General features: G+C 61.2%; 19 protein-coding genes and 1 pseudogene. 7 read left to right on the top strand and 13 right to left on the bottom strand.

The window, feature by feature from the left end; all coding sequences use genetic code 11:
* The coding region (locus NKH70_RS15095) for a zinc-binding dehydrogenase (protein WP_353025573.1) at positions 1-380 on the top strand (380 nt) is incomplete at its 5' end.
* Between the two features lie 71 nt (positions 381-451).
* A complete protein-coding gene (gfa, locus tag NKH70_RS15090) occupies positions 452-1,021 on the top strand; it encodes an S-(hydroxymethyl)glutathione synthase (protein ID WP_353017121.1) in 570 nt (189 codons plus the stop codon).
* Positions 1,022-1,041: 20 nt separating this feature from the next.
* On the opposite strand, the pseudogene NKH70_RS15085 reads toward gfa, so the two are convergent.
* Positions 1,042-1,149, bottom strand: a pseudogene (locus NKH70_RS15085) (transposase); the annotation flags it as partial.
* 389 nt (positions 1,150-1,538) lie between these two features.
* On the opposite strand from NKH70_RS15085, the gene NKH70_RS15080 reads away from it, so the two are divergent.
* Positions 1,539-1,784 carry a type II toxin-antitoxin system Phd/YefM family antitoxin gene (locus NKH70_RS15080; RefSeq protein WP_352977445.1) on the top strand — a complete coding sequence of 82 codons (246 nt, stop codon included), beginning with the start codon at positions 1,539-1,541 and terminating at the stop codon, positions 1,782-1,784.
* Positions 1,781-2,167, top strand: coding sequence for a type II toxin-antitoxin system VapC family toxin (locus NKH70_RS15075; RefSeq protein ID WP_352977447.1), 387 nt, complete (start codon positions 1,781-1,783; stop codon positions 2,165-2,167). The genes NKH70_RS15080 and NKH70_RS15075 overlap by 4 nt, the downstream gene beginning before the upstream one ends.
* 44 nt (positions 2,168-2,211) lie before the next feature.
* Here the strand turns inward: NKH70_RS15075 and NKH70_RS15070 are convergent, their stop codons facing one another.
* The 8 genes from NKH70_RS15070 to NKH70_RS15035 all read right to left on the bottom strand — a co-directional run bounded on the left by NKH70_RS15070 (position 2,212) and on the right by NKH70_RS15035 (position 9,382).
* Positions 2,212-3,042: a BtpA/SgcQ family protein gene (locus NKH70_RS15070; protein WP_352977449.1), complete on the bottom strand. Its 831-nt coding sequence runs from the start codon at positions 3,040-3,042 to the stop codon at positions 2,212-2,214.
* Positions 3,039-3,947, bottom strand: coding sequence for a ribokinase (locus NKH70_RS15065; RefSeq protein ID WP_352977450.1), 909 nt, complete (start codon positions 3,945-3,947; stop codon positions 3,039-3,041). Before NKH70_RS15065 ends, NKH70_RS15070 begins: the two co-directional genes overlap by 4 nt.
* Before the next feature lie 3 nt (positions 3,948-3,950).
* Positions 3,951-4,721 (bottom strand): glutamine amidotransferase, encoded by a 771-nt coding sequence (locus tag NKH70_RS15060; RefSeq protein ID WP_352977452.1) that lies wholly within the window; start codon positions 4,719-4,721, stop codon positions 3,951-3,953.
* 28 nt (positions 4,722-4,749) lie between these two features.
* Positions 4,750-5,838: a phosphotriesterase family protein gene (locus NKH70_RS15055; protein WP_352977454.1), complete on the bottom strand. Its 1,089-nt coding sequence runs from the start codon at positions 5,836-5,838 to the stop codon at positions 4,750-4,752.
* Positions 5,839-5,842: 4 nt separating this feature from the next.
* Complete coding sequence (locus tag NKH70_RS15050) at positions 5,843-6,847, bottom strand: ABC transporter permease (protein WP_352977455.1); 1,005 nt, start codon at positions 6,845-6,847, stop codon at positions 5,843-5,845.
* Positions 6,844-7,641 (bottom strand): ATP-binding cassette domain-containing protein, encoded by a 798-nt coding sequence (locus NKH70_RS15045; protein WP_352977457.1) that lies wholly within the window; start codon positions 7,639-7,641, stop codon positions 6,844-6,846. The genes NKH70_RS15050 and NKH70_RS15045 overlap by 4 nt, the downstream gene beginning before the upstream one ends.
* Positions 7,642-7,715: 74 nt before the next feature.
* Entirely contained in the window at positions 7,716-8,654 is a 939-nt protein-coding gene (locus NKH70_RS15040) for an ABC transporter substrate-binding protein (protein WP_352977459.1), read from the bottom strand.
* A 116-nt stretch (positions 8,655-8,770) separates the two neighbouring features.
* Complete coding sequence (locus NKH70_RS15035; protein ID WP_352977461.1) at positions 8,771-9,382, bottom strand: cupin domain-containing protein; 612 nt, start codon at positions 9,380-9,382, stop codon at positions 8,771-8,773.
* A gap of 1,356 nt (positions 9,383-10,738) precedes the next feature.
* Between NKH70_RS15035 and NKH70_RS15030 the strand changes: the two genes are divergently transcribed.
* Together NKH70_RS15030 and NKH70_RS15025 are read left to right on the top strand one after the other, a co-directional pair.
* Complete coding sequence (locus NKH70_RS15030; RefSeq protein WP_352913646.1) at positions 10,739-11,320, top strand: sulfocyanin-like copper-binding protein; 582 nt, start codon at positions 10,739-10,741, stop codon at positions 11,318-11,320.
* 589 nt (positions 11,321-11,909) lie between these two features.
* Entirely contained in the window at positions 11,910-13,763 is a 1,854-nt protein-coding gene (locus tag NKH70_RS15025) for an adenylate/guanylate cyclase domain-containing protein (protein WP_352913649.1), read from the top strand.
* Between the two features lie 204 nt (positions 13,764-13,967).
* On the opposite strand, the gene NKH70_RS15020 is transcribed toward NKH70_RS15025, so the two are convergent.
* From NKH70_RS15020 to NKH70_RS15005, 4 genes are read right to left on the bottom strand one after another with little or no spacing between them, the layout of a single operon-like run.
* Positions 13,968-15,167 (bottom strand): mandelate racemase/muconate lactonizing enzyme family protein, encoded by a 1,200-nt coding sequence (locus NKH70_RS15020; RefSeq protein ID WP_352913652.1) that lies wholly within the window; start codon positions 15,165-15,167, stop codon positions 13,968-13,970.
* Between the two features lie 17 nt (positions 15,168-15,184).
* On the bottom strand, positions 15,185-16,546 hold the full coding sequence (locus NKH70_RS15015; protein WP_352718866.1) for a mandelate racemase/muconate lactonizing enzyme family protein: 1,362 nt from the start codon (positions 16,544-16,546) through the stop codon (positions 15,185-15,187).
* Between the two features lie 55 nt (positions 16,547-16,601).
* Entirely contained in the window at positions 16,602-17,768 is a 1,167-nt protein-coding gene (locus tag NKH70_RS15010; protein ID WP_352718867.1) for a mandelate racemase/muconate lactonizing enzyme family protein, read from the bottom strand.
* Positions 17,769-17,822: 54 nt separating this feature from the next.
* Positions 17,823-18,533: a GntR family transcriptional regulator gene (locus NKH70_RS15005; RefSeq protein WP_023679253.1), complete on the bottom strand. Its 711-nt coding sequence runs from the start codon at positions 18,531-18,533 to the stop codon at positions 17,823-17,825.
* Between the two features lie 218 nt (positions 18,534-18,751).
* Here NKH70_RS15005 and NKH70_RS15000 point away from each other — a divergent pair, with 218 nt between their 5' ends.
* Positions 18,752-20,230, top strand: coding sequence for an ABC transporter substrate-binding protein (locus tag NKH70_RS15000; protein ID WP_352718868.1), 1,479 nt, complete (start codon positions 18,752-18,754; stop codon positions 20,228-20,230).
* The last annotated feature ends 21 nt before the right edge of the window (positions 20,231-20,251 follow it).

Below are 20,251 nucleotides of genomic sequence, written 5' to 3'. Positions count from 1 at the left end.
TCAACATGACCAAGCGCGGCGCCGACCAGATCGGCGGCGCCGACTACACGTTCGACTGCACCGGCAACACCAAAGTCATGCGGCAAGCGCTTGAATCGTCGCATCGCGGCTGGGGCAAGTCGGTCATCATCGGCGTTGCCGGCGCCGGCCAGGAGATCTCGACGCGGCCGTTCCAGCTGGTCACCGGCCGCACCTGGATGGGCACCGCCTTCGGCGGCGCGCGCGGCCGCACCGACGTGCCGAAGATCGTCGACTGGTACATGGCCGGCAAGATCGAGATCGATCCGATGATCACCCACACACTGAAGCTCGAGGACATCAACAGGGGCTTTGACCTGATGCATGAAGGCAAGTCGATCAGGAGCGTGGTGGTTTACTGAGGAGGAGAAAGCCGCCGGCTAACCAGCCAGAGGCCGAAAAATGCAGATGTTCAACAAGGGAGGAAACAAAAATGCCGGAAAAACTGCATCCTAAGATCGACAATGGCCTGCCACGGGAAAAGGCCGACTTTGCCGGCGGCACGCTGGTCTGCGCCTGCACCAGCAACCCGGTCAAGGTGAAGGTCAAGGGCCAGATCGCCCATAACCATGCCTGCGGCTGCACCAAATGCTGGAAGCCGGAAGGCGCACTGTTCTCGGTCGTGGCGGTTGCCGCTACAAACGACGTGACGGTGACCGAAAACGGCGACAAGCTGAAGATCGTCGATCCGGGCGCGCTGATCCTGCGCCATGCCTGCACGGGCTGCGGCGTCCACATGCACGGCCCGGTCGAGCGCGACCACGCTTTCAAGGGGCTGTCCTTCATCCATCCCGAGCGCTTCCAGGAGGACGGCTGGTCGCCACCGGGCTTCACCGCCTTTGTCTCGTCGATCATCGAATCCGGTGTCGATCCGAGCCGCATGGACGGCATCCGATCACAGCTGAAGTCGATCGGGCTCGAGCCCTACGATTGCCTCAATCCCGGCCTGATGGACTATATCGCCACCTGGACCGCAAAGAGATCGGGCGCGTTGCCGGCCTAGCAGCTGCTCGACTATCATCGATCGAGCCGGGCGGCGCCGCCCGGCACGATCATGTGCACGTGCGGATGGTGGGTCATCGCGGGGCCCCACGTGGGCAGGAAAGCGGTGATGCCGACACGGGCGCCGAGAGCGCAGGCCTCGACGCCCTAATTTGCAGGCACTGCCCATTTCAATCGCCTCGATTGCGCCGAGGTGCCCAAGCGCGGTCAGCTGATACGGGTTCTCACGGTTGAGATCTCCCGTATTCTGTCCATCTGCCCAACATCACGGCCCCAGGCTTCGACATCCGGGCGCTGATGCCGCCCTGTGGAGCAGAAGAAGCTGGTGGTGCTCACGATCGCGCGAGCGGTTCACACAAGCATTGGCCTCCGCCCAGGCGGGCTGCACGAAGATCTGCCACGGCTTTAGTCGAGGATATGGGCAATTTGATCCGCCCCATCCTATTCGCCGGAAGATACACACTTGAAGATCAGGCCCAATTAGACTAAGTTTTATGAACTAAGTCACGAGGCCCGCAATGCGCACCGTCAATATTCACGAGGCCAAGACGCATCTGTCTCGTCTTATCGACAGGGCAGCCAAAGGCGAATCTTTCATTATCGCCAAATCCGGCAAGCCGATGGTCAAGGTCGTTGCCATAGACGCACCTGCGGCCGGCGAAATGCGTCGCGTGGGATTTATGGCCGGGCAGTTTTCAGTTCCGGACGATTTTGATCGCATGGCCGATGAGGAAATCGAGAAGCAGTTTGGCGGCGATGCATGAAACTTCTGCTCGATACCCATCTTCTGCTCTGGGCGGCGGGCGAGCCCGGAAAGCTCCCGCCCGCCGCTCTTGCTGAGATCGAGAATGTCGACAACCACCTGACCTTCAGCGCCGCAAGTCTCTGGGAGATTGCCATCAAATGCAGTTTGGGCCGCCCTGACTTTAGGGTCGATGCGCGTCTTTTACGTCGGGGCCTGATAGACAATGGCTATCATGAGCTGCCAATCACCGGGGAGCATGCCATTGCGGTGGAGGGGCTTCCACCCATCCACAAGGACCCCTTCGATCGGATCCTGATTGCTCAATCGATTGTGGAAGGCATTACATTGCTGACCGTCGACGATCTGGTCGCACAGTATCCTGGGCCTGTCCGTCGTCTCTGATGGAGGTGGCCCGAGCCCTCGGTGGGGTAAGCGGTTGAAGTCAGCTATCGCTTCAGACCACCCATGAACGCCTTTACTCGAGCAGAGTCGACTTGGTTCCACCAGACGCCGTCGTGCTTCAGCGCGCTGGCGATGATGACCCCGTCGACAATGGCGAGGATATCCTTGGCGTTGTCCGCCGTGACACCGCTGCCGACCAGCGTTGGCAGGCCGGCGGCCTGCTTGATCATGCTTATGTAGCCCAAATCCGCGGCGTGGCCGGTGCGCTGGCCGGTGGCGATGATGGCGTCGGCGTCGAAGAAGACCAGGTCCTTGACCAGTTCCTCCACCGGACGGTCGGCGACGATGGCGTGTGCGCCGTGCTTGACATGGGCATCGGCGAAAATGCGGATGCCGTTGGCGCGCAGCCTGGCGCGGTAGCGCGCCGCGCGGCCCGACTCGCCTTCGACAAAGCCCTCATTGGCGACATAGGCGTTCGCCCATTGATTGACGCGGACGAAACCGGCGCCGGCAGCGCTGGCGATCGCCAAGGCCGGGATCGCGGCGTTGGCCAGCACATTGATGCCGATCGGCCTGCCGAGTTCGCGGCGGATGCGGTCGGAAACAACCGCCATATAGGCCGCCGTCTCCGGGCCGATATCGTCAGGCTTGGCGAAGGGGAGGTCGCCATGGTTCTCGACGATGACGCCGTCGCAGCCGCCGTCGAGATAGGCTTTGGCGTCATCGAGCCCGCGCTGGTAGATCGCCTCGATAGCCTCGCCGTCATAGCGCGGCGCGCCGGGCAGCGGCGCCAGATGAACGACGCCGATCACCACCTTGGTGCGGCCGAAAAGGTCTAGAAGCGCGTCGCCGCCGGATTGGCCGATCTGGGTCATGAGAGCTCCATTTGATCGATGAGCACCGCCATCTCGGAGGCGGAAGGACAGGATGCCAGCGTGCCCGGCCGTGTCACAGCGATTGCGGCGGCCGCGAGCGCAAGCTCCAGCGCCGAGGTGACCGGCATGCCCCGCGCAAGCCCGCCGGCGAGGCAGCCGCAGAACACATCGCCGGCGCCGCTGGTGTCGAGCGCCTCGACCTGCGGCGCCGGCAAACGAAGTGGTTCTCCATAGTCCGGGGAGAGCACAAGGCAGCCTGCGGCGCCGAGCGTGATAACTACCGTGCCTGCGCCTTGGGCTACCAGCGCGCCGGCGGCTGCTGTCATATCATCCCGGCCGGTCAGGGTTTTCGCCTCGGATTGGTTGACAACCAAAACCTCCGCCAGGCCGAGATCGGGCAGCGAAATCGCATCGATCGGGCTGGCGTTGAGAACGGTGCGTGCGCCGTTTTCCCTTGCTGCCCCGAGGCAGGCATTGGTCACGGCAGCCCGCAAATTTCCCTGGCAGACGAGGATGTCGCCGGGCGCGATCCAGCGGACAAGTGCTGTCTGCGCAACCGGGTCGAAGGCTTCGCTGCAGGCGACGCCGCTGACGATGAAATTCTCTCCGCCTCGATCGACGACGATGGTCGAGCGGTCGCTCGGCAGCTCGAATTCGCTCACCTCAAGGTCGGACAGCTCGCTGTCGAGGCGGCTCCTGATCCATGCGCCAGCGGGGTCCTTGCCGAGCGCCGTCCAGAACGTCACCTCTGCACCAGTCCGTGCTGCTGCGACCGCCTGGTTGGCGCCCTTGCCGCCGAGCCCGTCGGCATAGCTCACGGCATTCAAAGTCTCGCCCGCGGCAGGGAAGCGGCCGACGCGAAACACGGTATCGACGCAGGCATTGCCGACAACGTGGACATGCATGGCTCAGCTCTCACCGGTCGCCCAGCCCAGCATCTGTTCGAACAGGGTCTTGTAGCCTGGCCAGGCGATGAATTGCGGCGGCAGCCAATGCGGCCCGACATCGGATGTCCAGGCCACGGTGCGGCCCTTGCCGTAATGGCCGGTGACAAGCAGCGGCAGCGAGCCATAATCCGACGACACACTGGCCAGGACCTCGGCCCCGTCCTTCAGCGTCACCTCGTTAAAACCGAGCAGGATCGGCCAGTCCGAGCCGAGGCCCCTGAGGATGGGATGGCTCGACCCTGGTTTCGGCACGGGCGCAAAACCTTCGGGAACCTCGACGCGGTCGTCGTAGGCCAGGCAATTCACCGGCAGCACGTCCTCGACCGGGGTCTTGCGGTAGCGCGCGCCGCCATTGATGCCCTGGAAGCTGTAGTAACCGCCGAACATCAATAGACCGCCGCCACCGCTGACGTAATCGCGCAGCAGACGCAGGCGGTTCGCCGTCGGCTTGGAGTGGACCCAGGTGTCGGGATGCAGCAGCAGCGTGTTGGCGCCGATGTCGGAGAGCACGACCGCGTCATAGGCCGACAGCGCCTCCATGGTCTGAGGAAAGCCGCGCTGCGCGTCATGTGCCGGCATGAAGGTGACGTCGAAGTCGGTCGCCTTCAGCGCGTCCAGCAACTCGTCCGCGCCGGTGTGGTAGGTAACGGTCGGAAACTGATCGAAACCCTTGATATGGGTCGCGGTCGACACCCAGGATTCGCCGGCAAGCAGGATTTTCTTCTTGGACATTTGAACTCCCGTCGTAACTCGAGGCCATTTAGAGCCGCGCGAATACGCTCTTTGGATTAGCGATCAGCATGCGGTCGATGGCCGCCTGCTCGACGCCGTGGCGTCTCAGGCGCGGTATGAAATGCTTCAGGATATAACCATAGCCGAAGCCGCCGAAGCGCGTCAGCATGATCTTGAGGAACACATCCTGCGACAACAGCAGGCGGTCGCCGAAGCCCGCCTCGACAAGGGCGGCGATGGCGCGTGCGTTCTCCTCGTCGGAGGGCGATTGCGCGTCCTGGTCGGCATAATAATAGTCCATGCCGATCATGTCGTATTCGAGGAACGCGCCGCGCTCGGCGAGGCTCTTCTGATAGTCCAGATCGTTGTGACTCGGGTTCATGTGGCAGAGCACGGAGTGGCGGAGATCCGCGCCTTCGGCCTCGACGATATCGAGCACTTCATGCGCCAGCCGCTCCCAGCCCGGCAGGTGGATCGACAGCGGCACGCCGGTGACGCGCGAGGCACGCGCCGAAGCACGCAGCGACTTGCGTTCCTCGGCGGTGAAATCCTTGCTGACGCCGACTTCGCCGATCAGCCCGGCCATGATCGGCGGCTGCGTCTTGCCGCCACCGACATCGTTGACGATGAACTCGGTCACCGCGTCCACATCCATCGCCTTCAGCCATTCGGGATGGGTGTGCTCGAGATAGAAGCCGGTGCCCATGACGATCTTCAGGCCGGACATGCGGCTGATGCGGGCGAGCTTTTCGGGGTCGCGGCCGATGCCGATATTGGTGGCATCGACGACGGTGTGGCCGCCCAGCGCGCGATAGCGCTGCAGCTCCGACAGCGCCAGGTCGGCGTCGTCGAGCGAAACGTTGTCGCGGTTGACGTAAGGGTTCATGCGCAACTCGCCGATGATCTCGATGTTCACCGGCTGCTCGGCGATCGCCATGTCATCGGGATGGCAGGGGCATTTCCAGCTGCGCGCGCCGTCGAGCAAGATGTGCTCGTGCATCAGCGTGATGCCCATGTCGTCGACCGGAACCGGGCCGAGCACGGTCATCACATGGCCAGTATCGACCCCGATCGCCAGCCGCTGGCCGGGCACTGCGTCATCGAACAGACCGCTCATCGGCTCAACGGCTCCGCACGGCGCCGCGGAACAGGCGGAAGTTCAGCCAGATGGCGATCAGGATGATCGTTCCGGTGACAATCGGCGTCAGGAAAGGCGACAGATGCGCCAGGATCAGGCCGTTGCCGATGACGGCCACGGTCAGCGCGCCGAGCACCGTGCCAATGATCGTTCCACGGCCGCCGAACAGGCTGGTGCCGCCGAGCACGACGGCGGCGATGACTTCCAGCTCGAAACCCTGTCCGGCATTCGAAGATCCCGATCCAAGCCGGGCAGCAATGATGATCCCGGCAAGGGCTGCCGCGGTGGCGGAAATCACATAGACGAAGAGCGTCGTTTGCCGCGTGTTGACGCCGGCGCGCCGCACCGCCTCGGCGTTGGCGCCGATGCCGGTGACATAGCGGCCGAATGGCGTCTCGTTGAAGGCGAGATAGGCGATGGTAAGGATCGCCAGCGCGATCAGCGCCGGCACCGGCACGCCAAGGAACCAGGCGCGGCCCAGCACGGTGAAAGCGCTTCCGGGCTCGATCGGGATGGAATAGCCGCCGGTGATCAGCAGCGCCACGCCACGGATCACCGAAAGCCCGGCAAGCGTGACGATGAAGGACGGGATGCCCTCATAGGCAATGAAATAGCCCTGTACCGCCCCAAGCAGGGCACCGAGCGCCAACATGGCGAGGATAACGACTGGCCACGGCAGGCCAAACTGCAAAAGCGTCGCCGACAGCGTCGCCACCAGCGCCAGCACGGATCCGACCGAAAGATCGATGCCGCCAGTGGTGATGACGAAAGTCATTGCCGCGGCGACGATCAGCAGCGGCGCCGACTGCCGCAGGATGTTCAACAGATTGGGCGACGTCAGAAAGGCGTCGGTCGCAACCGAGAAGATGATGCAGACGACCAGAAAGAACAGCGCGATCGAGACGACACTGCCATTGGCGAGCAGCGCATCGCGCCAGGTGCCCTTGTGCACTCGTGAGGGCTGGGCGGCGTGGATCGCGTCGCTCATGCCGGCGCTCCACCGCGATAGCCATTGGTGGCGGAACGCGCGCTGAACTTGCGGCCGACGATCAGATTGACCACGTCTTCGATATTGGTCTCGCCGATCAGCCGCTCGGCGACGTTGCGCCCTTCATACATGACCTGGATGCGATCGCAGACGAGGAACAGATCCTGCAGCCGATGGGTGATCAAAATAACGCTGACACCGCGCGCACTGACCGCGCGGATCAGTTCGAGCACCGCCTCGACTTCGGCCACGGCAAGCGCTGCCGTCGGCTCGTCCATGATCAGCACGGCCGGTTCGAACGAGGCGGCGCGGCCGATCGCGATCGACTGGCGCTGCCCGCCGGAGAGGTTTTCGACCTTGAGCCGCGTGTCGGCAATGACGATGCCGAGCCGATCGAGCATCTGGCGCGTCTCGTCATGCATGCGCTTCTTGTCGAGAAAGGAAATGCCTGCGATGCGGCGGCGCGGCTCGCGGCCGAGAAACAGATTGCCGGCGACATCGACCGTGTCGCACAGCGACAGGTCCTGGTAGACCATCTCGACGCGCGCCGCACGTGCGTCCGCTGGCGAGTTGAAGATCACCGGCTTGCCGTCGATCTCGATGGTGCCGGCGTCGGGAACCACAGCCCCCGACAGCACTTTGCTCAATGTCGACTTGCCGGCGCCATTGTCGCCGACGAGCCCCAGCACCTCGCCCGGCTTCAGCGTCAGCGACACATCATCGAGCGTCTGGATGGCGTTGTAGCGCTTTGAGATGCCGCTCATCCGCACCCGATAGGTCTGGCCACTGCTCATCTGGGATTCCACGCGATTGCAAGGTATCCGCGGCGCAGCTTCAGGCGGCGCCGCGGCTCGGTCGCCGACGCAGTTTACTTGAACATCGCGCGGTATTGGTCGACATTCTTCTTGGTCACGATCGTCACCGGGATATTGATGATCGGATCGATTTTCTCGCCCTTCTTGAGCTTGCCCAGCGCTTCGACCGCGGCCTTGCCTTCGCCGGCCGGATCCTGCTGCACGACCGCCACCACCCAGCCGTCGTCTATGCCCTGAACGGCCTGCTTGGTCAGATCCCAGCCGAACACCTTGACGTCGCCGGTGCGGCCCTGGCTGGTCACAGCCGAAACGGCGCCGAGCAAGGCCGGCTCGCCGGTCGCATAGAGCGAGTTCATGTCCGGATTGGCGGTCATCAGGTTTTCCGAAGCGCTCAACGCGGTCTCCTGAACGTTCTGGCCGTCGACCGTGTCGAGGAAGTTGACGGCCTGGCCGCTTTCGGTCACCGCCTTCTTGAAGCCGTCGAGCCGCTGGTTCTGGATGAATGAATTGAGTGCGCCGACGATACCGATCTTGGCCTTGCCGCCCATCTCGGTCTTCACATAGTCGGCGTAGAATTTGCCGATATCCTCGCCGGCCTTGGTGTTGTCGACGCCGATGAACGAAATATTGTCGCCGTCGGGGATCTGCGCGTCGATGGCTATGACGGGAATGCCGGCCGCCTTGGCCGCGGTGATCGCAGGCTTGACGCCGTTGACGTCGATGGCGACCAGAATGATGCCGTCGACTTTCTGCGTGATGTAGTTCTCGATCGCGTCGTTCTGCGCGCTGGGCACATTGTTGGCGTTGAAAATGACCAGCTTGGCGCCCGCGGCGTCGGCTGCCTTTTGCGCGCCCTCGTTGATCTGGTTGAAGAACAGGGCCTGCTGGTTGATGTTGACGAGAGCGAACGTATCGGCAAGCGCCGATCCCATGGCTGCCGAGCCCATGGCAATGGCGGCGGCACAGCCGGCGAGAAGTTTGAACAGACGCATTTCGGTTCCCCTTGCTTGCGGACCAGACCTCGGCTGGTCCCGTTGGTGCTACAGGCACGGGGCAAGCATTCAAGAGACTTGAATATTTGTCAATCCAAATGAAGGCAGAGCATCGCTCAGAAAGTCGCCGGCGTGTTGACCCAGAAAATGCTAGCGCGTTCCTGGCCGATGTTGCGGTAATGATGCGGCAGCTCCGACCTGAACACGAAGGCATCACCCGCGGCGAGAGCATGGCTCTTGCCGTCGACGATCAACTCGATCCGGCCGGCGAGCACATAGCCGACTTCCTCGCCGGCATGCTGGATCGGACCTTCGCTAGAGCCCTGTGCCTCGATGTGATGGATGTTGCATTGTAAGAGGTGGCCAGGCGAATACGGAATGATGCGTTCGAGCGAAATTCCTTCGCCACGCCGTAGCGCGTCGAGCGCGATCAAAGGCCTTGCGCCCGCCCGGAATACGATCGCCTCGTCGTCATCGACTTGCTCGAACATCCAGCCGATGTTGGTGTCGAGAACCTCGACCAGACGGTGAAGCATGGGCAGGGACGGCGAAGCCTTGCCGTTCTCGATCTTGGACAGCAGGCTTTCCGAGCAATTCGCAGCCGCGGCCAGCGTCTTCAGCGTCATGCCGCGTGTCTGGCGGGCGAGGCGCAGCCGAGTTCCAAGTCTTGCGGCATTTACGGTGGCGTCCGTTTCTGACTCTGGCCGCCGTCGATCGATTTTGTTCATCTGTTCGCCAACCATTCAACGGTCAAGGGCAACTATCGCGCGAGCAAAAGACCTCGGCTGACGATTTGCAAGTGCTGATGCGTCAAATTCGAGACTGCAGCCGCAGCTACCGCATCCGGCGAATGCCGCTCCCGCATGAACCGTGCTGCTGATCCCGCGCCAGTTATCCCCTATCGCTTGGCTGTCCATCGTGGTCGAAATCGCCAGCCGTTACCGCGTTTGCGTCACGTGGCGAGTGGACTTGGAACGACAATGCGGGCAAGGCGGGCCACGCAGCCAATCTACACAACCACGGCCGTGCCGGCACGATAAAATCTGGACTGTCACCGAATTTGCGGAGCGCGCCCAGAAGTCACCCGCGGCAGCGCCCCATGGAGTTACGCCCAGGGCGCGCAGGCTCTCGATAGCCGCGACGTATCCAATGAAATCCCTGGGGCAGTCGCGCACGGCTTGAGCTTCGACAATTTTGAAGAAAGTCCAACAGAATTAATGGACTAGCACCTTGCGGATGTAAGTTGCGGAAGCGACGCGCGGTTAATGCTTTAGAAGTATAGACACATCGACTCGAGGTGCGAAGAAGCAACGCCAATACAGCTGGTTGGTTACAACATATTTATTTTCGCAGATATGGTATTGCCCGTCCGGGGATTCCTGTACACGGTCCCGTGGGATGATGAAATTATGCGGCAAATAAGTGTACCCACCGTCTACCCTGGACCGCACCGAAGACCGAGGTACAGCGCGGCAATCAGAACCACCGCAGCACTTGAATTTGGTCTGCGGGTCAATCTTGTCTTCGTACCAATCGTGGGCGTTAGCGGCTGTTGCGGCGGCGATACACATTGCCGTGAAGATGAGCCCTCGCATGGCATTCCTCAAGTATCTGGCAGACGCTGCTCGTTCGAGCGTCCATGTATATTAGCGTTCCATTGAAAATGCCATCGGCCTCCGTCCGACTAACGCAGCTTCAGCCAGCGACGCTCGCAACTGAACGACCGCATTGGGTCACGTCATGACACACTTGCACCGAACAAAGGTCTGCTCTTGTCGCTCCGGGTTTGAAAAGCATCTGTCCGCTTTCCGGCCCGAAGCAGACCTTTGCCGAGCGGCGATCAGCGTGGCGCGGAAACCTTACTCCTCCTTCGCTTTTCGGGGGCAGACATCGGCCTGCGCGAGGTGGGGCGTTCGCTTGGGGCGCCTCCGGCGACGGCGAGTTTTGTTCCGTTCCGCCAAAGGGGGTTTGCTGGTGTGGATCTTGTTTTGGGGGTATTCTCTTGGTTGAAGAATGGGCCTAGTCGACTTCGATTGCGGTCGCTTTAGCTCGGCCGCTCCGCTCGGGAGGAGCCTCTGATTGCGATGGCGCGCTTTGCCCACCTTGCCCTTCTCGCCTTCGCATTGTTGCCTGGAATTGCGCTGGCTGGGAAGCCTTTCGTCCCGAGCTGGATCAAAAACGATCCGGTAGCGAAGACGGTGGCTATCGAGATTGTCGCCGATTGGAACCAAGTCGAGCGGTACCGCAGGGACAACATCCGGACCGACATTATCGACTTCAACGGCTACTGGGGCGGCAATCTCACGATCATCGTGCCAGAAGAATGGTCGGTCCAGATCGAGTTCATCAATGGCTCCTCGAATTTCAGGCACGGTCTGATGGTGACCAGGGTTTATGCTCGGTCAGAGATGCCAGTGAAGTTGGAGGCTGAGGATGCGATTTGGGGGGCGTACACCGCTCCGCTAGAGGGGATTAAAATTAATGAGAGGAGGCAACTCAACTTTGTTGCCCAGCAGGCGGGGAACTATTTCCTCGCCTGTCCGAGACAAACGCACCTGATGGACGGACACTGGATCGGTTTCGAGGTGAGAGGCAATCTTGAGCGGGCCGTGGCAATCGTCCATGAAGACAAGTTTCCGCAGGAGCAGCCACCAGGACGCCCATAGCGTTGCGCGAGCAACCAGCGCTATGGCTTCGTCGTGGAGATCATTGCAAATCCATGGCGGCTTACCTTGAAACTCGAAAGTCTGGCCGCGCCCGACCGGTTTAGAACTGCCCCTGGTTGCCAAGCCACCAGGTCCAAGCTGAAGCATCCAAACAAGCCTTTGGCGCAGCCGGAGCATCGGCGAGGGCTAATTTGGGCCGTAGTGTCGAAGCGTCGGTGGAGCCGCCTTCCAAGCTTGATCCACAAGTCGCCTGTTGGCGCAGATGAGCCTACTTGGGCCGCTCCCGTGTGCGACCACTTTCCGCCCGATCGAGACTTAGAGCGCTCCCACGCGGAATAGTTCGAGCCGATGCGCCCGCCGGCTCGGTCGTGCCATTTCAAGACCCCGCGGTGCTTTTCCAGAGCGACTTTCGCCTATCGGAAGGAGTCGGGCGGATTCTCCCATAGCCGACAGTCCGCGTCCGGCCCCAATCAAGTCGTTTCGTAACCGGCAGCCGCTTGCGGGTAAGGTCCTGATAGGCGAAACTGATTGGAACCGGGAGGGTTTGCCACCTCGCCTCCGAGGTTGGCCGCCGACAGAGTGCTCCGAAATGGACCGCAAGCTCGCCGCCATCCTTGCTGCTGACGTTGTCGGATACTCTGCCATGATGGAGCGCGACGAGGCGGGTACGCATGAACGGGTGCGCGCCGATCATAAGGAACTTTTCGAGCCGACAGTAGCGCGTCATCATGGCACTATCTTCAAGCTGATGGGCGACGGCCTGCTGGCGGAGTTTTCTTCTGTCGTCGAGGCGATGGAATGCGCGGTTTCGTTGCAACGTGGGCTGGCCGAGCGAAACGCCTCTTTGCCGAAAGACCAGCGCGTCGAAGTGCGCATCGGCGTCAATCTTGGCGAGGTGATTGTCGAGGGTGACGATCGGTTTGGCGAGGGCGTAAATATCGCGGCGCGACTAGAACAACTTGCCGAGCCTGGCGGCATCTGGGTGTCTGCAAAGGTCGCGCGCGAGGTTGAGAAGAAGCTGGCTTTCGGCTTTCAGTCGATGGGCCTGCAGAGGGTCAAGAACATCGCGGAGCCGGTGGAGGCATACCGTGTCACGATCGGCGGCAAGGCCAAGCCCAGGCGGGCGAGCCGCAGCCGGTCGCGGCTGCCAGTCGTGGCGAGCTTCCTGGTGCTGGTCTTAGCAGTCACAGCGGTCCTGGCGTGGTGGCAGTTCTATGGAACAAAGCGTGATATGGGCCAGGGTGGTATCCCGACCGTCGCGGTTCTGCCGTTCAAGAACATGAGCGGCGACCCGAAGCTGGAATATTTCAGCGACGGCATGACAGACAATTTGATCTCGATGCTGGCAGGCGTCACCGAACTTAAGGTGCTCTCGCGTAGCTCTACCTTTGTCTACAAGGACAAGCCAACCGATGTCCGCCGGATCGGCCAAGAATTGAACGCGGCCTACGTGATCGAGGGCAGTATCTGGAAGGAGACGGACCGGGTGCGCATCACCGCACAGCTGATCGACGCGCGCACGGGCGAAAACCTCTGGGCGGAAAAGTTCGATCGCTCTGGAAGCAATCCCCTTGTGATTCAGGACGAGGCGATCGAACGCATCATTGGCACGCTTGGTGGCCAGCGCGGAAAAATGTACGACATCGAATACAAGAAGGTCTGGGAAAAGGACACACCGGATCTTGAAGAGTACGACTTCTTCCTTCGATCCAATTTCTTTTTTGGGCAGTTCACGCCCGAGAGCCTGGTGAAGGCGACGGACATAATTCTTGAGGGCCTGGCCAAATTTCCCGACTCGTCGCTGTTATCGTGCGGACTGGCTTGGGATCACGTCTTGGCGGCCAGCCTCGGCTTTGACGAAAAGCCTGACGAACATTGGCGCATGGCGTCCGAACTGGAAGCAAAGGTTCTTCCGCGGGCCAACCTCGGACCCGACGCAAGAAAAAGCTGCTTGTGGTCATCCGTCTACGTCAGCGCTCATGAGGGCAACTTCGATCTGTCTCTGCGTAGGGCCGATGAGGTGATTGCGCTTTCGCCCGGAGACGCGTTTCTCATCGGCGACCTTTCATCAGCAGCCCGCTTCAGCGGCCTGACAGACAAGGCCATTGAGCGAGCAGAATACGGGCTCAGGAACGATCCAAACTTCGCCGATTATTATCTCGTGATGAAGGCAAATGCCCTGACGGATATCGAAAAGTACGCCGAATCTGCTGCACTGATCACGAAGGCGTCAGACTTCCTGATCACCGTTCCGCTGCTACGTGCCATCAACGATGTCCATCTTGGAAAAACTGACGATGCACGCAGTGAAGTCCTCAAGGCGCTTGCCATGCAGCCGTGGCTTAAGGCCACGCGGTGGCGCGATATGACGTTCCATATCAATCCTGCAGTGATTGATCGACAGGTAGCCGACCTCGTCGCTGCGGGATTGCCAACGAAGTAGTTTCGGTTGGAGGCCGGAGTACAGGCGTGCAGTATCCTTCCCCGCATCGTTAGTTGCTTTCAGGATGCACCGATTTGAATGTCCAGCTTTGGACCCTCCGCTGTTGAAAAGCTGCCAGTCCGCATCCGGCCCCGAAACGGTCATTCTGGATGCCATTTTGCGTGAAGCGGTCCGCGCGGCGCGGGGTTGCGCAAGAAGCATGGTTCAGTCGAAGAAGCCCGCATCCTCTTCCCCGAGATACTTCCTGGCTGCTTCGGCGTCGATATCGAGGCCCAGCCCCGGCGCTTCCAGCAGGTCCACCATGCTGTCCTTCACGATCTGCGACGGCAGGCCGATTACGAGGTCCTCCCACCAGGGGTCGGAGGCGCTCGGGTATTCGAACGCGATGTAGTTGGCGGGCAGGGTGGCGCAGACATTGATCAGCGCGCCGAGGCCGAGAAGGCCGTTCGCGGTGCCGTGCGGTGCCATCAGGATCGAGTGCATATAGGCGTGCTCGGCGACCCATTTGAGCTCGGCAATGCCGCCAATATCGGCCGGATCGGGCCCGATGACGCGCACCGCCTGCGTTTCGATCAGCTCCTTGAAATTGTGCCGCAGGTAGATCTGCTCGCCGGTATGGATTGGCGTCGAGGTGGAGGTGGTCAGCTCCCGATAGGCCTGCGGATTGACCCACGGCACATAGTCGCCGGTCAGCATATCCTCGAGCCACATCAAATTGTACTTCTCGACCGCGCGAGCGAACTTGATCGCATCGGGCAGCATCCAGCCCGGGCCGCAGTCGAGCGCCAGGCTGACCTTGTCGCCCAGCACTTCCTTCATCGCGATCACGCAGTCGAGCATGTGGTTGAAACCGCGCTCGCTGATCACGCCCTGATCCATGGCACCGTGATAGCCAGCCTTTGTCTGCGTCACACCGTAATGGAAGCCCTCGATAGTGTCCTTCATGTTGGAGTGGAACGAGATTCCTTGCTTGATCATGAAGAAGTTCTGCGGCTGCTCCATCATCCATTTCACGTCAGCGGCGTAATCCTCCGGCCGGTCGCCCGTGCGTTTCTGGCGGATCGAGCCGTTATAGACGCGCACCTTGTCGCGCACCTTGCCGCCGAGCAGTTTGTAGGCCGGCACGCCTGCGGCCTTGCCGGCTATGTCCCACAGCGCATGCTCGATAGCGCTTACCGCCGCGCCATAGGGCTTGAAAGAGCCGCGTTGGCGGATCTTCAGCATCACCCGCTCGACGTCGGTAGGGTCCTCGCCGATCAGCGCCTCGCGGAAATGCAGCACCCAAGGCTTGAGATAGGTCTTGGTGAACTCGACTTCGCCAAGGCCATAGAGGCCCTCGTCGGTAACGATGCGGACGATGGGATGTTTGCCGATGACGGCGCAGCGGAGGTCGGTGATCTTCATCTTCGGTTCTTTTCGCCTCAGCTCCAGGTGCGGTCCCAGGAATACTCGTTGTCCCAGTGATCCGTGGGCTGCCAGATGCCGGTGACACCCGGCTGCAGATGCTGCGAGATCACCTCGTCGACGACGTCGTCGATCCCCAGGCCAGGTTTGTCCGGAACAGTGATAAAGCCGTCCTTCACGAGCGGCTTGGGAACGCCGGTGACGATATCGTCCCACCAGTCGACATCGGCAGAGTGGTATTCGAGCGCCATGAAGTTTTCGGTCGCGGTCGCGACATGTGCCGCGGCCATTGCGGCGATTGGACTTTCGGCCATATGGATGGCCATTGCGACGCCGTGGTCCTGCGCCATGTCGCCGATCTTCTTGGTCTCGAGGATGCCCCCGCTGGTGAGCAGGTCCGGGTGGATAATGGAGAGGCCGCCGCTTTTGAGCAGGGGCTCGAAGCCCTCCGTAAGGTAGATATCCTCGCCGGTGCAGATCGGCACCGTGGTGGCGGCCTGCAGTTGCCGGTACTGCTCGGTGTACTGCCATGGGATCACATCCTCGAGCCAGGCCGGCACGTATTTCTCAATCCGCCTGGCGAGGCGAATACCGTTCTGCAGCGAGATGTGGCCGACATGGTCAATGGCGAGCGGAATATCCATGCCGATAACATCGCGAACCTCGGCAATATACTGCTCAAGCAGGTCGAGGCCCTTGTCGGAAAAATGGAGGCCGGTAAACGGGTGGGCAATGTTGTGCAAATCGTACGCGGCGTTGCGGGCGCGTCGCTCTTCAAGGGTTTTGACCGGGCCGCGGCCGGGATGGACGCGGTACCCTTCAAGTGAACCGGCAGGGGAGACGACCGCACCGGGTACATCCGCGATCTGCATCAGCCCCAGATCCATCTTGAGGAAGGTGAAGCCGAGCTCCATGCGCTGCTTGAGGCGCTTGCCTGTCTCGGTGCCGCTCGGCACGGTAGCGTCGGTGTCGCAATAGACGCGCACCTTCTCCCGAAACCGGCCGCCGAGCATCTGGTAGATGGGCACGCCATAGGCCTTGCCGGCGAGATCCCACAACGCGATCTCGACCGCCGAGACGCCGCCGCCTTGCCGGCCGTGGCCACCGAACTGCTTGATCCGGCGAAACAGGCGGTCGATGTCGCAAGGGTTCTCGCCAAGCAGCCGGCTCTTCAGCATCAGCGCGTAGGTGGCACTGGCGCCGTCGCGCACCTCGCCAAGCCCGACGATGCCCTGGTTGGTGTAAATCTTGAGCAGGGTCGAGGTGAACGGCGCGCCGACGATTTCGGCTACCCGCATGTCGGTGATGCGAAGCTGGGATGGCTTGGAGTTCGCGTTCACCCGATTGAGCGCTTCGTCGGCGCCATCTGTCTTTGCCATGACTTATCCTCGTTTCGGCTTGTCGCCCCGCACCCTGGGCCGGCACAGAGTGTTGCTAGCCCAGCTCAATCTCGTGGGCCTGCAGGTAGTCGCGATCCATCTCAATGCCGAGACCAGGCTTCGACGTCAGCTTGAGGCTGCCGTTCGAAATGTCGAGTGGTCTGTCGATCAGGTGATCGTATTTGCCGAGGTTCCACTCCGATGTTTCGAGTTTGTAGAAGTTGGGAACGGTCATCATCACCTGCGCTCCCGCAACCACGTTGATCGGTCCCGCGGCGTCATGCGGCGAGACCGGGACGTAGTAGGCTTCGCACAGCGCAGAAATCTTCTTGAGTTCGGTAATGCCGCCGGTCCAGGTAACGTCGGGCATGATGTAGTCGGCGAGCTTGTTCTCGAGTACCGGCACGAAATCCCATTTCGTGTGGCCGCGCTCGCCCCACGAGATGGCGGTATTGACCTTCTCACGCACCTGCTTGAGGGCGTTAAGGCTCTCGGGCGGGCAGGGCTCCTCAAACCAGTCGATCTGGCCGGCCTCCTCGAGGCTCCGACAGAGGCGAATGGCGGTGGGAACGTCGAAGCGGCCATGCGCATCGATGAGAATGTCGACATCGGGTCCTGCCGTTTCGCGGATCAGAGCCGTGAGTTCGGCGGCTTCGCGCTCGTCCTTGCGGGTCATGCTGCCATCGAGGTAGCCGTCCCGCTGTTCGCGGGGCAGGCCATCGGCGCTGCGGCCCTGGTGGGGGTAAGGATCGAACTTGAGCGCAGTGTGTCCGGACTCGACAATGTCTAGAATTTCGCGGACCACAGCCTCTTTGCTGGTGAATTTGGCCTGGTTGGGATGGGTGTAGAGCGCGATTTCATCGCGTACTGGTCCGCCCAGCAGCTCGTAAATCGGCTTGCCGAGGACTTTGCCCCTGATGTCCCAGAGGGCTATGTCGATGGCGCTCACGCATTCGACCGCGGCGCCGCGGCTTCCCATGTAGGTGAAGCTGCGGAAGATCTTGTGCCAGAGATGCTCGATACGCGCCGGATCCTCGCCTGTCACGGCGACGCCGATCTGCCGCAGGATCGTGCAGAGAGCGCGGTTGGCGAGCCTTGTCGTGGTGGTGATCTCTCCCCAGCCACTCACTCCCTCGTCGGTCGTCACTTCGACGAACAGGAACTCTCCCCAGTAAGAAGCATCGGACTTGAACAGCCACGGCCGAATGCTCGTGATTTTCATCTCAACTACCTTTGCCTGAAAATGGTCAGCTAACGATGTTCTGGACTGGATATTCTATCCGGCCCGAGCGGCGTTGCGCGCTCGCATCTGTTCCAGAATATGCCTGCCCGAACCCTCGACATGGCGGGAAACGAGTTCGGCCGCCTTGTCGGCCTCTCCCGCCTTCACAAGCGCGATGAGTTCGCGGTGCTCGCGCATGATCGCGGCACGTCGCGCCAGCGTGAAATTGAAACGCCGGCTCACGGCTCGCAGCACTTCGCGATGCTTCCACCAAAGCTCGGCGGCGTGGCGGTTATAGTGCCGCTGGTACATCACCGTGTGGAAAGCGGTATCCAGCTCACTGTGCCTGAATGTGTCGGCGAAGTTGTTCTCTTCGATCAGGCCCTGGAGACGTTCGAGTTCGGCAATGTCCTCGCCGGTAGCCATATTCACAAACCATCGTGTCAGGGCTGGCTCGATCAGAACACCGATCTCGTAGATATCCCGGACAAAATCCTGATCAATGGGTCGGACGCGCGCCCCGCGGTTGGCGACAAAGGTGACAAAGCCTTCGCCGCGCAACAGCTGCAGGGCCTCGCGCACAGGATTGGTCGAAGTGCCGTGACGCCGGGCGAGATCGGTGACCACAAGCCGTTCGTTGGCGGCGAGCCGTCCTTCGATGATGTCTTCCCTGATCAATTCATAAAGCGAGGCGCCCTCGCTGGAGGCCCCGATGGGATCGGTCCCCACCGGTGGCATCGCTTTGAAGTCGCTTATTTCGGCCAAGGTCGGCTCCCCAATTTAATACATACCTTGCCCGATATCACACACGGATTTCGCAAACAATGTACGATCTGGCGCGTTGACAGGCAATCCATGATCTGAAAACGTACCAAGCGATCGAGAGGATACACTGAGCTGAAAGAAGCATCCTCGCGATCGAAACGAGCAAGGACCGCTTTGCTTTGGCGCAGGGCGGCATGGGAGAACCAGGGAGGATACCTATGACGAGAATTGCGCTCGGCAGTGCCGTCCTGCGCGGCACTGTCGCCACTGCTTTGATGGCATCCCTGACGTCTACATCGGCGCTGGGTGCACCGCCGGTTGACCTGAGCAAGTGGTCGCCGGAATATGTACGCTCGATTGCGGGCACACAGGATTTTGACACGGCGGCCGATTGCGCCAAAGTCACCCCGCTCGACTACAAGGGGCGACTGACTTTCTGGTATCAGGGCGTGTTCGAGGGCGACCCCGACCTCCTGCGCCAGTACTACAAGGAATTCTTCGAGACCTTCCGCAAGACATATCCGAACATCCAGCTCGAGGAACAAGCCCTCACCTATAACGACCTTCTCGACAAGTTCCGCACCGCGCTCCTGGGCAATGCCGCGCCTATGGCGGTCCGCCTGCAAATCCTGGGTGGTACCGAATTCGCCTCAAAGGGCTATCTGCAGCCGCTCAAGCCAGAGGACGTGGGGTATTCGACCGAGGATTTCTGGCCCGGCGCCATGAAGGCAGTGACCTGGGAGGGCGTGACCTACGGCATTCCGACCAACAACGAGACGATGGCGTTCATCTGGAACGCCGACATCTTCAAGCGTGCGGGCCTCGATCCGGACAAGGCTCCGGCAACCTGGGAAGACGTCGTCAAATATTCCAAGCAGATCCACGACAAGCTCGGCATTGCCGGCTACGGTCTCGTGGCTCGCAAGAATGCCGGCAATACGCCGTACCGCTTCATGCCACAGCTATGGGCCTATGGCGGCGGCGTCTTCGACGAAGCCACGGCAAACCCGACCTATGAGCAGGTCCAGCTCGATAGTCCGCAGAGCAAGGCAGCGCTGCAAGCCTCCTACGACATGTATGTTCGCGACAAGTCGGTTCCGGTTTCGGCACTCACCAACCAGCAGGCCGATAACCAGCCCCTGTTCGTAGCCGGCCAACTCGGCATGATGATCTCGCACCCGTCCGATTACAACGTCATGCTCGACCTGCAGAAAAAGGCGACGGGCACCGACAAGGACAAGGCGCAGACTGTCATCGACAACATGCGCTACGGCCTGATCCCGACTGGTCCCGACGGCAAGCGCGCCGTCGTGTTCGGCGGCTCGAACATTCACATCCTGAAGCCCGAATATGTCGAGGGCGGCAAGGTAGACGAGCCGGCTGCGAAAGCTATCATCTGCATGTGGACGAGCCCTGAATGGTCGCTGAAGATGGCCTACGCCGGATCAAACCCGGGCAACCTCAACGGCTTCAAGACCAAGTGGATGAAGGAACGTCTGGACAACATCAAGTTCCTCGACGTCACCACCTCGATGCTGCCATACGGCATCCCGTTCCCAGCGCTGCCGCAGGCCCCCGAGATCATGAACATCATCATCCCGGACATGCTGCAGAATGCCCTGACCGGAGCGATGACCGTCGACGAGGCAGCGGACGACGCGGCCAAGAAGGTAAAAGACGTGATGGGCGGACTCTAGTGCAGGCCTGACCTACGACCT

Origin of the sequence: Mesorhizobium sp. M0991 (assembly GCF_040318915.1) — a bacterium.
Taxonomy (GTDB): Bacteria; Pseudomonadota; Alphaproteobacteria; order Rhizobiales; family Rhizobiaceae; genus Mesorhizobium.
This window is presented reverse-complemented; position numbering and strand designations above follow the sequence as displayed.